At 37.8% G+C, this 13,998-nt stretch carries 11 protein-coding genes; 3 read left to right on the forward strand and 8 right to left on the reverse strand.

Going from position 1 to position 13,998, the window contains the following annotated elements; genetic code table 11:
- Positions 1–8: 8 nt before the first annotated feature.
- From LRQ06_RS03870 to LRQ06_RS03900, 7 genes are all read right to left on the reverse strand, one after another.
- Positions 9–626 carry a PM0109 family protein gene (locus tag LRQ06_RS03870; RefSeq protein ID WP_232765119.1) on the reverse strand — a complete coding sequence of 206 codons (618 nt, stop codon included), beginning with the start codon at positions 624–626 and terminating at the stop codon, positions 9–11.
- Positions 614–1,408 carry a hypothetical protein gene (locus LRQ06_RS03875; protein WP_232765120.1) on the reverse strand — a complete coding sequence of 265 codons (795 nt, stop codon included), beginning with the start codon at positions 1,406–1,408 and terminating at the stop codon, positions 614–616. The genes LRQ06_RS03870 and LRQ06_RS03875 overlap by 13 nt, the downstream gene beginning before the upstream one ends.
- Before the next feature lie 12 nt (positions 1,409–1,420).
- The gene (locus LRQ06_RS03880) at positions 1,421–2,695 is read right to left on the reverse strand and encodes a restriction endonuclease subunit S (RefSeq protein ID WP_232765121.1); all 1,275 of its coding nucleotides are present in this window, start codon (positions 2,693–2,695) and stop codon (positions 1,421–1,423) included.
- A complete protein-coding gene (locus tag LRQ06_RS03885) occupies positions 2,688–4,412 on the reverse strand; it encodes a type I restriction-modification system subunit M (protein ID WP_232765122.1) in 1,725 nt (574 codons plus the stop codon). Before LRQ06_RS03885 ends, LRQ06_RS03880 begins: the two co-directional genes overlap by 8 nt.
- Complete coding sequence (locus tag LRQ06_RS03890) at positions 4,381–6,852, reverse strand: N-6 DNA methylase (RefSeq protein WP_232765123.1); 2,472 nt, start codon at positions 6,850–6,852, stop codon at positions 4,381–4,383. The genes LRQ06_RS03885 and LRQ06_RS03890 overlap by 32 nt, the downstream gene beginning before the upstream one ends.
- Before the next feature lie 122 nt (positions 6,853–6,974).
- Positions 6,975–7,427 (reverse strand): hypothetical protein, encoded by a 453-nt coding sequence (locus LRQ06_RS03895; RefSeq protein WP_232765124.1) that lies wholly within the window; start codon positions 7,425–7,427, stop codon positions 6,975–6,977.
- Positions 7,424–11,305 carry an RNA-directed DNA polymerase gene (locus LRQ06_RS03900; RefSeq protein ID WP_232765125.1) on the reverse strand — a complete coding sequence of 1,294 codons (3,882 nt, stop codon included), beginning with the start codon at positions 11,303–11,305 and terminating at the stop codon, positions 7,424–7,426. Before LRQ06_RS03900 ends, LRQ06_RS03895 begins: the two co-directional genes overlap by 4 nt.
- Positions 11,306–11,493: 188 nt before the next feature.
- Here LRQ06_RS03900 and LRQ06_RS03905 point away from each other — a divergent pair, with 188 nt between their 5' ends.
- The 3 genes from LRQ06_RS03905 to LRQ06_RS03910 are packed head-to-tail and all read left to right on the forward strand — an operon-like array spanning position 11,494 to position 12,561.
- On the forward strand, positions 11,494–11,637 hold the full coding sequence (locus tag LRQ06_RS03905) for an alpha-amylase (RefSeq protein ID WP_232765126.1): 144 nt from the start codon (positions 11,494–11,496) through the stop codon (positions 11,635–11,637).
- Positions 11,638–11,646: 9 nt separating this feature from the next.
- Positions 11,647–11,781: a hypothetical protein gene (locus LRQ06_RS21015; RefSeq protein ID WP_257794080.1), complete on the forward strand. Its 135-nt coding sequence runs from the start codon at positions 11,647–11,649 to the stop codon at positions 11,779–11,781.
- A 60-nt stretch (positions 11,782–11,841) separates the two neighbouring features.
- A complete protein-coding gene (locus tag LRQ06_RS03910) occupies positions 11,842–12,561 on the forward strand; it encodes a hypothetical protein (protein WP_232765127.1) in 720 nt (239 codons plus the stop codon).
- A gap of 654 nt (positions 12,562–13,215) precedes the next feature.
- On the opposite strand, the gene LRQ06_RS03915 is transcribed toward LRQ06_RS03910, so the two are convergent.
- Complete coding sequence (locus tag LRQ06_RS03915; protein WP_232765128.1) at positions 13,216–13,866, reverse strand: peptidoglycan DD-metalloendopeptidase family protein; 651 nt, start codon at positions 13,864–13,866, stop codon at positions 13,216–13,218.
- Positions 13,867–13,998 lie beyond the last annotated feature (132 nt).

Below are 13,998 nucleotides of genomic sequence, written 5' to 3' on the forward strand. Positions count from 1 at the left end.
ATGCATTCCTATGATTGACTAGAAGATATCGCTTGCTGAGTTATTTTTAGATATTTATCAATTTTTTCTTTAACGGCCTGAACGCCGTCTTCTGTCAACAGTAAAGAAATAGGGAATTCGAATCCTGTAGTTAAGAATAATTTATCTCTTTTGAAAGAGTCATCATCCTGATAATCGGGATAATTTACACTATTCCATTGAGAGAAATAGTCTTTATCACTATTTTCAGCAGCCCGATATATACCAACTTTAATAATACTTTCAGCATGTTCCACATTTAGTGGCAACGCTAAAGCATCAAGTTCACCTTTCCCTTTCTCTTTAACGATACCAGTATCGTTAACCACAAGAAATTCGAGTGTAAAATCACCCTTTGTCACTTTGGATGATTCTTTCACCTGTTTAAAGACATAGCGAGTTACTGCGGCAGGAAGTAAATCCCACTGCCATTTTGTAAACGGATTTGCTCTAGCTGGTTTATCAAACAATTGAGGAGTCCAGAAATCAAAGACTGTATCAGCGAAAGTAGCCAAGTCATCAATGATAGGGTGCAATCGCTGGTAATAAGCAACTAACAATCGGTGAGCTGTGCGAACTTGCCAAAAGAGTTCGTCTACTTCTTCCATGCTGTAATGTCCTTTAGTGAAAGTGGTAACTGTTGGGTGTAATTCAATAACTCATCCCAGTTAGTTTTTATGGGATTCTTAAATAACAAGTGTTCTAAAGAGAGTTTAGGTAAAGATGCATTCAGTAATGCATCCCAACCGTAACCACTAGTTTTTAAATGATAGAGCTGAGCCGCTTGTAAAATATCATCGATAACCCGACGGTCCTGAACATTAGGCAGTTCGCCTTTTTTCAGTTCAAGTAGCGTATTGACCACAGGCTGCCACTCTAACGCATAGATACCGCTGAGCTTTTCTTTAAACTCATCTTGCAGTTCAGTGAACCATTGTTCTGACGTTTGCTTGTTAGGGATTCGACCCAGCGCAACAAAATAGAGTGGCAAATGAGTTTGCTCATCCGATTGAAGAAACGCCTCAATTTCACGCTGCCATTGGTCTTTATATTGATCCCCACCAGCTGGTGGTTTCACCTCAATAATCACATTAGCTGTTTTAAATCTCAGCACCACATCGGGCTCAACTCGTTTTTGATTGTGATTGTTCTCTAGATCGTAGTTAGACCAAAAATCGATGGTTTCAAAGTCGTCAAACGCTGGCTCAGTAACCCCGAGCCAGCTTTGCATCAAGTAAGATTGAACAGGTGCAGACAAATAGGCAAAGCGCCCAAACACCGCAGCGGTCATCAAGTCTTCTCGCTGTTTAAACACCTCACGCCAACTTTGTGATTCGCCTTCATCGGTGTCAATGCGTCCAGCCTTTCCATGGAGTATTGCCTGTAACATGTTCCTTCCTTGTTAATCAACCTGTACGCGAACTTTGCCTGTCAGAAGATCTTGCATAAGAGCTTTCTTTAACCTGCTTTTACTTTCTAAAGAATCCGACTTAAGTGCTATTTCTTTATCTAATTGTTCAAGAATATCAACAATCTTATTTTGTTCATTTAGTGATGGCAAAGCTAAAACTATGGACATTACATCTGAACCAGGCAAATTTGCGACAGTCCCCTTCCTTATAAAGGATTCAACTTGCGTTAATGCGCTTCTAGTCTGCATAAAATAATTTATATATTTTGAATTGAGTTGAGCCTTAGGAGTTAACTTAATAGCATATGCACTAGCAATGTATGGGATAGATTGCTTTTCAAATACAGCAGTAGCACCACAGTCAGCAGTTGTAATCATCACAAGATCGCCATCCTCTAGAGCATTTTGATCAACTAACTTTTCATCCAATTTTGCTGTGGGAACTTGTGTATATTTAATGACTCCATTACTAGAGAGATCTGTTCCTCGAATAGTTTTAACATTACCATTAAGAGCATAATCCTTGGCACTAAATCGAGGACCATATTTATAGCTTTTAAAAATCTCGCCAAACTGTCTAACCTCCCACCCCTTCGGTATCCGCCCCACTGGGGAATCCTTAAACTCGGTATGCGGTTTACCATCCACACCGACACCTTTAGTCAGCAGTTCCTGCATCATGCCGGTTTTTAGGTCTTTGAGCTTATCGGTTTGCGCCTGTGTTTTTTCAATCACTTCATCGACAGAGGTGAGAATTTTGGCGATTTTTTGTTGTTCAGGGAGAGGGGGAAGTACCAAAGGTGCGTTCGCTATGGCATCAGCTGTTAATCCAAAACGAGTAATACCATTCGCTAGTATATAAAAATAATGTTGAATGATAGGTAATCGAAATAAATGAGCTAAATACTCTCCACTAGCTTTATTTTTATATGGTCTCAATAAAGTTAGGTGATAACCACACACTACATTATCTAGTTCTTCACTCACATAAGCTGGTATTGCAATATCATCAGGAGTCTCAGAGTCTTTAGTAATAATTACATCATCAAGACATAAAGAAAATCGTTCTATTTCTTTATCTTTGGCAGTTGCAATCATGAAAGAAATAGAACTAGTAATTCTATTGTTGTAATAAACATCCGTGTAATTACACAACTGTACTATTTTATCACCATCATAGCTTTTTTTATCAACATTGCTTGACCGTGACTCGACAACATCTCTCAAGCAGAAGGAGTTCCACTCACTAGGATATGGTTTATTCATACCCCAACTCCTTAAGATACCCCTGCATTACACTTTCAGCAGTCGCAACTTCATCATCCAACGCTTTCAGTGAGACCTGATATTTATCCCACCAGCGTTCGAATTGAGCAATAACCGCAGCAGTCGCATCAGTAGCAAAAGCGCGAATCTGTTCTTTTGCTTCAATCTCTTTACGGAACTGGTAATAGCCTTCTGCTTGCACGGTAAACACAGTGGACACATCAAAGCCTTGCAGAATCTCTTCCTGAATGTATTCGTCTTCCACTTCGCGTACTGGTACACCGCCATGCAAAATAGCACGGACATCAAAAATTTCCGCTGGTGGCGCAGTATCGGCATAACGGCGAATATTAAGGTTGTAGTCGTTTTCTGCGATTTCGGAAAACTTAACGACTTTGGCGTAACGCTTAATATCTTGATAATTTTCAAAGGTGGTGACGATTTTTTCGATATCGATATCACGCAGTTTGTTCTGGTTTTTACCTTCTTCAAATTCCAGCTCACCATTGATAAACAGCACCTTGCCTTTGCGTTCAGTCGGTTTGTTTTTATTGATGATCAGCAAACAAGCCGGAATACCCGTACCGTAGAACAAACCCGATGGCAAACCAATCACAGCTTCAAACAAATCATCTTCTAAAATGCCCTGACGAATCGCCTTTTCACTCGACCCACGGAATAGCACACCGTGAGGCATCACCACGCCAACCATACCTTCGGCATTGGTGCTGGCAATCATATGCTGAACAAAGGCTAAATCACCCGCATCTTTAGGTGGTGTGCCATAAGGGAAACGTCCATAACCATCGTTATCACTCTCATCCTTACCCCACTTTTTCAGAGAGAATGGTGGGTTGGCAATTACGCGGTCAAAGGTCATCAACTCGCCAGCTTCAGTATGCTTCGGCTCGCGTAAGGTATCTCCTTTACGGATATCGGCACTCAACACACCATGCAGGAACATGTTCATCTTACAGATAGCCCAGGTGTTCAGGTTCATCTCCTGACCAAACAAGGATAAGTTTGCTGGGTTCTCTCCATGATCTTTTAGGTAGTTACGGGTTTGTACCAACATACCGCCAGAGCCAGAAGTCGGGTCATAGATACGCATCCCCGCTTGTGGTTTAAGCAATGACACGAGCAGTTGCACCACTTCACTTGGCGTATAGAATTCACCGCCTTTTTTACCAGCACTGTCAGCAAACATTTTGATCAGGTATTCGTAAGCAGTACCTAACAAGTCTGGACGTTCGAAATCTTCATTACGCAGGCGGTACTTGCTGAAATGCGACAACAAATCACGCAGCTTTTTATCTGATAGTTTGTTTTTGATATTGAAGTCGATGGTAACTAATACCCCTTCCAAGCTGGAGTTGTATTCTTCAATCGCTTCCGTGGCTTTGTTGAGTGTCGCACCGATATCGTGTTTTAAATCTTTCAGCTCAGACCAACGCGCACTTTTCGGCACATAGAAGGTTTTATCGTACTCATCTTCATCCTGTGCCAAGGCTTGCGCCTGCTCTTGAGTTTTACCTTTGCCAAGATAGTACTGAACCACGCTTTCCTGCGCTTCTTCAAACGCATCTGACAAGCGCTTCAGGAACATCATGCCAAAGATGTAGTCTTTGTATTCTGAGGCATCCATATTGCCACGTAATATATCAGCCGCTTCCCACAGGAAGGACTCAAGCTGTTGGAGTGTGATTTTCTGGGTCATTAATCAATGCAACCTTAAAATGATTTTGGATGTATCTTAACATCTCGATGCCAGTTAGTTCAGGGGAAGATGTATCGGTTCGAACGTGAAATTTGGTGTTATCAAGAAAGACAGGTGTTGGTGAAGGCTGGCAGTCAATTCGAACTATGGTTTTACCTTCAAACGGTACCTCAGTTAACAGGCAATACTCCGCATAATCAGCCCTAACACGCGAAGCTAATTGTGCGCCTAGTTCTTGGAAGTAGTTATCCATTTTCTTGAATCCAAAGCGCTTCGCCTCGATATCGACACCTGTGACTTTACCTTTATCATTCACACCAATTAGTAATATGCCACCAGCCGTATTTAAGAAAGAGACAATATCTTTAATTATATCGCCTTGAGTATCCCTATCTTTCTCTACTTTTACCTTTTCATTACGAATCTTATCCACATTAGCGAAAAATGATTGCTTGAATTCCATTTGTCTAGTTTCACCAAGAGAAATCAGATGCTCAAGATGCTTAACATCGCTTAATGCCGAAAGTCGATAAACCATTTCATCAGTACTGTCTTCTATAGATTTGTATTTTTTTGGCTCAGTCGTAAGCTTTTTGAAGAACTGGTCAATTTGTCCTCTCGCTATTTCTAATTTTAAGGCGACTTTTATCACTTCTAGCTGCACATCGATTGTCGGAATCGGGATACTTAAAGATTGAATTGATTTAGCTTGAAGAGTCTGGATACTTGTTCCAGTCGGAATTTGGCTCAACATTTTTCTCCCAAGCTGAGATTCAAAGAACAACTTGGCATATTCCGATAATAATTTATCTTTATTAAATAAGATCTTAACATATCCAACTGATGGGATTTTTTGACCTTTTAAACTGAGTAAAATAGAACCTAATTCTGGGCGAGTTCTTCGTAGAAAAATAGCATTTAATTCATTATCATCAATATCAGATTTGACGACACCAATCGATTTCACCAATTTTTTACTTTTCATAGAAACTTGCTCAAAGCCTTCATGATGACTCAGTAAAGCTTCTATTTCTTGAACCACAGGGGAGTTATTTACATAGAGTGAAATATTTAGATTTGCCTCTTTAGATAAAATGTCATCGACCGAAACAATCTTACTAAAGGTGCCCATCGATTCAAATTTATCATATGCATCAACAACAGTTTGAATATCTTGCTCCCGTAAAACATTCATCAAACTCGTGGATAAGAAGTCTTGTGATGCATCTATAAACAATACTTTACGCTGACGAATAAGTGACTTGTTTTTATTAATAATAATCAGACAGGTAGGAATACTTGTCCCGTAGAAAAGACCGGGGGGTAAACCAATTACGGCTTCAATCAAATCATCTTTCAGTATTCCCTCCCTAATTACTTTTTCGCTATTACCTCGAAATAAAACTCCATGTGGAAGAATAACGGCAGCCATTCCATTAGTATTAAGAGCAGCGATTATGTGTTGTAGGAAAGCTAAATCAGAGTAGTTTTTGGGCGGTAGTCCATATCGAAATCTATTATATTCATCATGATACAGGCTTTCTTGTTCATTCATTCTCATTGAATAAGGAGGGTTAGCTAAAACACAATCAAATTGCTGTAAACATCTATTGTTAACGTGCTTTGGTTCTACTAACGTGTCACCTAATTTTATATCACTATGAAATACTTTATGAATAAACATATTCATCTGACAGATTGTCCAGGTATCCAAATTAATCTCTTGTCCAAACAACGTTAAGCTATCAAATTTTGAGCCCTGTTCTCGAAGATAATTAACCGCTCGAACAAGTAAACCACCAGTACCACACGTCGGGTCATAAATATGCATCCCTTCTTTTGGTCTTAATAATTCAATCATTAGCTTAGCTATTGATTGAGGCGTATAAAACTCCCCTCCTTTTCTACCTGCTTCGTTGGCAAATAACTGCAACAAACTTTCAAAGGCGTAAAAGAATAAGTCGGAATTTTCAAAGTTATCATCACAAAAACTGAATTGTGAAAAGTAACAAATTACGTCAAGCCAAATTTTTTCTCTCGCTGATTTGGCAACAAAATCAACAGAGGTTAATACACCTTTGAGTACAGGATTATTACTTTCTATTTCATAACAAATACGATTAATTTTATGTCCAATTTCAGAACTAGAGTTTAATTTTTCAAGTTCAGACCACCGCGCAGATGAAGGAATAAAGAACATCCAATCAAATTCATCACGGTTCTCCGACAAAGTCACAGCTACATCTTTGATGTAACCATCATCTAAATAGGATTTAATAATCTTCTCTTGAGCTTCTTCAAATGTATCAGATAGCCGTTTTATAAATACTAAAACAAGAATTTGCTCTTTTATATCATTGAGTTCAGAAACACCACGGATATACTTTACCGCATTACTCCAGATTGTGTGAATTTGTTGAAAAGTAAGTTTGGAAGACATTTTAAATAGTTAGCGCATAAGCCAATATATGTTAATCACTTCATATCAGTTTACTCATGCATCCATATGGAAACAATGAGGAAAATCACTGTAGGACTAGTTACAACTTCCCTCAGAAGATACTACTTTATTACTTTCTGAATAATTGATGAGAGTTCCTTACTCCATTCATCTCGACTTGCTGAAGTCGATTTTTTAAGATACCAATCATGCTGTTTTAATTGAGCTTCAATTGCCATTTTCCATTGATTATCGGATTTATCCGTTTCCAATATCTGTTCAAAAGCAAAAAGCATTTGGGACACAAACCAAGGGTACTTTTTGTCAGTTTTACCATTTAAAACAATCTCATCTTGGTTTCCATAAGCAAACATCGGATTATCAAAACACAATCTTAGGTACTCTTGATAGGCAGCATATGCAGTAGCTCTTCGCGATTCTTTTCTACCTGATAGCAATTGAATAATGGTAAACACTAAAGCGATAACAGCAATTACAGCCATAATGATATCAGCTCGAGAGTTCCAAAATTCAAATGTAAAAAACTGAGCGATACTTGTATCTAGACACGTCATTTAAGGTTACCTGCTGGGGGAGTTTTAACTTTTTTATCAGATCTAAGAGACAATCCGCACTCTCTAAAATCAAACATATTCATTTGAAAGCTAGAAATTGCGACCTGATGTGAACCATGTGTATGGGTGATTAACTTATCAAATTTTTCTTTATAAGGGGCTTTAGCCACAGAGCCGCCATACTCTCCACTATTAACTAGAACAACATATTGATACATATGATAAAACAAAGCATCAACCATACTATCAAATGTCCCTACATCTTTATTCATAGCAGAAACGATATAGGCATGGGATTTGTCCTTCAGATCCGCACTTAACTTAATATCCGTTGCGTCATAACAGATGGACCCTGTCAATTTAAATCCTTCCTGATTTTCAAACGCGGGGTGGATCAATTCCACGATTAACTGATATGGCCTCCAAGGAGTAATTTTACTTAGTTCGCCAACAGTCATATTCTGCTTACCTTGTAAACGTTTAATAAAACGCCGACCAGAAGAGCTCTTATTAGGAATAATCCAAATCGCCGCATTATTTAATTCTCGAGCATTTTTAATATGGCTGAAGCCAATACCAGCAAAAATAATAGCGCCCGTTTTGTCGGATAATCGTTCAAGAATATCTAAATCATCTGGTGAAACAGATAACTCCGGCCATACAATAAGATCGACCATACCTTTAAGCTTTGGTTTAACATTAACACTATCTAAACTTGCGATGTTATGTAGTATTAATTCGGATACCGAGGCGATATGACGCCTATGTTTCGCTCGATATTTTGGATCGTTTAATTCAAAGCCGTAAGTATCAAAATCATTATCTAGCGGTAACAATGTCTGAACCATTACAACATTTAAATGACTTTTATCTTTGGGCCAGCCTAACTGAACTTTTTCTGTATATGTAGGGATATTTGATAATCCACAAAATGCATTTGACTGAACTTCAGTTCGTTGGTTGATACATTTTTCCAGCTCATCCAAGTCCCATAACTTTGGCCAGGAATATAAATCACCATTACTCTTTACGCCTGGCCATTGAAGAAGTTTAAACAGTAGAGAAGACAACCAATCGCTCATTGGGGCTTTAGAATCGCCAAAGGCCTCGGGTGAATGCATCATTCCAACTTGTCTTTTAAGCATGTTGGATTTTATTCCGTAATACGCAGAACGATCGTTTTGGTTAAACCTTGATCGACTCCAGTCCACTGAACCTAAGAGACAACTTCGAATAAACATCCCCATGAAATATAAAGGCTTATGTTCATCAGTTAGCCAATCTGGCGGATTATGAAGTAACTCATCTTCTTTCAAATATTTTAAGGTTATGGACAAATCACAATTTGAATTGAGTTGTAATAAGTCATTCCAATTTGAACAACTAATAGAAGAGTTCTTTATATCAATCGGGGCAATAAAATTGTTCTTATCAAGATCTACAAAAACTGACTGCAGTAACTTCAAAATACCATTTTCATGTTTGAAAGGATTATCATCAGTTCTAAGGACTGACAATAAAGAAATCGTTTTGTTATCGTAGTTTGATAAATTCCCCTTAACCTTTGAATAATCATTCAAGCCAAGATATTCAGCAAACTCGTAAGCTACGCTCGTCCACTTCATATTCAATTTTTTGGCTGAAAAATACAAAATTTCAAATAGTTCGGGATTGGCAAGCATGATGCCTTTACATATATCTTTAAGATCTCCCCTCCGGAGCGATCTTACTTTTCTTAACGTCCGACGAGTCAAACTTTTAGGTCTCGGTTTCACAGGGCGAACATCAAGAGAATAAATAGCTTCGAATGCGCAAGAAATAGAAAGATTCACTTTTGCTTTATCGCGTGATAACTGATTAGCCAAAATAACAGCAGTAGTAAAAACTTTCGGTTTTATGTTTAAATTTACTTTTCGGAACCCATTAAATAACTGAGATATTAAATCAAACGGCTCTCTATTAACTGGTTCCTTATGAATAGAATCATTACGAACAAGACAAAAGAACAGGACTTGCTCTTTCAATGCTTCACTTAAATTATCAAGTTCTGAAAGTTCACCACTTGCGTAATTCTCTAAATAAGCAAAATAGCTATCAGGATCGGAATGAGCTGGAAAAGCCCACCGATCTTTTGTATGAATAACTGTTGCAGAATGCCGTAGAATTTCACTAATACAATATTCAGCAAAAACTTTTAAAACTTTACTTTCTTGTTGTCGGACACCTTCTAAACTCTGCAATACAGGCCTTAAAAGATTTATATGGGGAAACAACTCCAAGCCCTTTTTAAGTAAAAGAATCAGCGAGGGATCTTTTGTCCAATTAGCAATTAGCTTTCTAGCCATTCGCTCTTGTAAATAATCCCATGGACCGGGTATCGGCTCACCTGAATCATTTACATCTTGCGAAATCATGTTACGTTTCCGACGAAGCAATAAATGTATTTTGTTCGCAGTAAAACGAAGAAGCGTGTCTTTCCGCACATCATTAAAAGTTTTATCAATACAAGCAAGTTCACCAATAAAACCTTGCTCATTTTCCAATTCATCCAAACTTCGAATGTCCAGATTATCAGCAAGTTCGATTAACCCTTCAAGGTGACCGAGCTGTTCATCCATTTCATGTAAAGGCATAGGTCCACTCAACTTACCTTGAATATCAGCCAGTTTTGCAGACACGGCTCCTTCTTTTGAGCTAAATACTTTTACTTTTGTTTTTTTATCTTGAAGGGTTAACCCTAAGTTATCCTCATCAATGAATTCTTCAATTATAGAGCGAACAATCCGAGTGATGTTTTCTTTGGCATCTGGACCTTTGCCCGATTTAACAATCAACCTTAAATCATCGACATAACGGCAAGCATCAATTAAAACAACGCTACCATCTTCATCTAATGCATCTCCGATTAATTTAGATAGTTTTTTATCGAACTCAAGCAAATATATATTCGCAAAAAATCCACCAGCAACTAACCCTTGAGGAATACCTTTCTTTTGTTTCAACGCCTCAACATGTTCATTTTTACAAACATCTTTATAAAGTGCTCTAGACTTGGGAGTCCAATTCCAACGTTCAAATTTTTCCAAAATATCTTGAAGACACTCATCAGGTTCTTCGTTAGTGATTTGTAGAATTAAATCACTAATTTTTTCGGTCAATTTAGTTTTATTTACCAAATCATAAAATTTTGAAAAATCTAATTGGACCTCATAAATCTCTTCATCGTTTGTTTTTACCTTTTTAGCCTCTCGCCCAAAATAGATAGGCCGAGCTAAAAACTGTTGGTAATCCTGAAAATATTTACTGTAGGTATTGCTATTGCCCCATGAATATTCGGCTTGTGAATCAACATATTTACAATGAAGTCGATTCCCGTAATTAATAACTCCTTTTTCATGCACTTCTTCGAATTTTACTGAGGGATCGCCTTGTACTGTTTCGACCTTATCAGCAAGAAGCATCATCAATGCCGTAAAAACGGTTTGATCATCTATTGAAATATGAGCCAAGGGGCGCATAGGCTGAATGGGATAGTCACTTTTATCTGACTCGGCATCACTATCCTTTGGTCTCCATATCAAGGAAGGTGGTTCATCGAAATAACCTTCCTCTTTTTCGAAAAACCAAGGATGTGATTTAGGGGCCGGAATCAATGTTAGAGAGGATAATCTCAAACTTTTATCTTGCAATTTATTGCTAAGTTGCTCAATTCTCACTTCCAATTCAATAGCAGATTGATCTAAATCTAAAAAATCCACATACCAGCTGGTGGTTCGAATATATTGATGGGCCTTTTTCCAAGCATTGATGAGAATAACTTCATCGGTAAGATAAGTTTCTGTCGGTAATAACTTGTTATATTTTTTATGGAGCAACATTGTATTGACGCAGGCTAATGTGATTCTTTTTATGTTACCTTACTTATAGCATCAATATGAATATTAACTAACTCAAAAAGCTATCACAAGATATCACTCATCATCACAGTTTTATCACTCTCCTATCACTTCGCTACTCAGATCAGCTTAGCTAACATAGACATATCAACTAACGATGAGGAATTAACATGGCTAACAACAATCACAAAGCAGATCAATCAAACGACAACAAAGGCACATCAGGAACTAATAAAACATATCAAAAAGTATTGGATAACCGCAGTGAACAACTCAATCCAAAAAGTCCTAAATACAACGGCAAGAACAAATAGGAGAACTCTATGAACCCTTCAGAAATGAGCCAAGATGAACTAGACCTTTGGTCTGATATTAACAATCCCAATAATGATGCAGATATGGATGATTGGGCCGATGGTCATAATCCCAATAATGATGATTATTTAGGTGATGACTAAAAAGATATATGATGGTGGAATAATTCTTCCCCACCATCATTTAAAAAAAACATAAACTTTATGAATAAAGAAGAAAAAAAATATCCGTTCACTAAGCGACTAGTAAATATAGCAATTGAAAACGGGTACACTAATAAAGATATTGCTAATGTCTCAAGAATAAGTAAAAATTCAATAGCTCAAGTTAGCAAATGGAGACATGGGGAATCTTTAGCTAAAGAGACCCAAATGGCCCACCTTATCAAAGAATTTGGACATCTTCTTAAACGTCAAACCGAACATCTATTTTATATATTTGATGAGAAATCAGAAAGAGAACTGGAACATTCCCCAAAATTTTTCATGGCATCAGGCGAAAGATTACTCAGTCAAACACTGGTTAAAAACATTTTTGTAAATGGAAGACCTTCCAATATTTCTCTATTTCGCATAATCATCTTATGTATGGATAATAGTTTTCAACTAATTGTTCAAGTTCGCAGAGGATTACAAAAAATACAGACTAACAATCAGTATCATTTCCGTAACATTAGCGAATTAGCCCACAGTAACATCGAAGATGCAATGTGGATTGTGATAGCAAACTACAACAAATTATCTTTAGGTGAACTACTCAACCAAGTTGATGAATTTGCAGATAAGCTAGAACAGAAGCAACTATGCCCAGACATCGAGCCCACTGAAGGAATTAATTTAAAATTTAATGTTCGTCAGAGGTTGCTAAAAAATGGATATAAACCATTAGATATAAAAGAACTTCCACAAATCTCGTTAACTTAGCTTACATTGACTCACAACTTAATTCGGGCATAATAATTTTTAACCCATCATAGGAGAATTATCTCCAAATTTGAGCTGAAAAAACCGGCTTAGTGTATGTGTTTTCATCTTTATATGATGACACCAGTCCTCAGACCTAATCAATTATGTCTCGGACTCGTGACCACACAAACTTCGGAGCTTATCTGTTCGCCACTGGCTAGATGAAAGGGACCACTCAAGTAATCGAACAAACAGTAAGCATCAAGGGCAAGGGGTGGGAAAAGCCGGACCATTATTCTTTAGGATTAATCGTCCGGCTTTTAACCTTCTTGGCGACCAATTTCACATAAATAAAATTTTCTTAAAATCGCCTAGCGGTGTTTTTTAGTACCAATATTAGTACCAAGATGGTTACCTGAATTATAGTTTATTTATAATTTTCATAGAATTAAAACTCCAATTCAGATGCCCCCAGCCCACCAATTCTAAGTTTAAAGACGTCCTAGGGCGTCTTTTTTCTTGCCTAAGATAAAATAAAATCAATAAGTTACATTCCAATAAGGTATTTTAAAGACCAAATTAGATTTGCAAAATCCAGCAATTTTAGGAACACTGATAGAAATACAACTACTTATTACTCTATTCATGTAGTTCATCAAAAAACAATTGTTACTACAAGCCCAGTAGAAATGAAGGATCCGGGCAATTGGAAAACAGTTTCACCTGTTCCTTTTCGCTGGCAGCACCATAGAAATCGCCCTTCAACCCATACATATCACGTATGACCTGAATGTGCAGATGAGGAGGCCAGCCTCCATTTACTGTTCTGTCGCCAATGCGAGCAAATTCCTGTCCCCGAAAGATAACCTGACCTTCTTGTAACCCTTCTAGTGAATCAAGCGATAAATGACCATAGAGCGAGTAAAATTCATTGTCATCAACGGTGTGTTTTAGAATGATTGTCGGACCATAATCGAAGGGTAGGTCATTGAAAGCAAAACTATGGACAACACCTTCAAGTGGTGCATAAACAGGTGTACCTGCTGCTACCCAAAGATCAATACCAAGATGGCGATCCCTTACCTCAGATGCCGGAAGTGCCGAAAAGTGGGATGCATTACGGTAGGTTGCTCTTTTTTCCCGATAACCACCAATTGCAACGGTACAGGATTCGTTGAAATGTGAGCAAACAAAATTGTCCAGATAATCTGGCTCACAAGTTCTGTCAAAATTCAGGTTAGGGTTGCTCTCGGAAAGATCGATTGGAACCCAGTGTTCTTTAGGGTGAGCGTTGCCAAAAATAGGGAAGTACTTATCTGTCATTACACGATCCTTGTGCTAAGACGACTATAATTAAAATTCGTTCTACCATCATTGTAACCCGTTGAAAAGAGCCAATGATCAGAAAGTGTCTCACAAACCGAAGCTAACTTCTTTTCAATCTGTCCTGACCGA

It is taken from the genome of Vibrio salinus, from assembly GCF_021272385.1.
Taxonomy (GTDB): domain Bacteria; phylum Pseudomonadota; class Gammaproteobacteria; order Enterobacterales; family Vibrionaceae; genus Vibrio; species Vibrio salinus.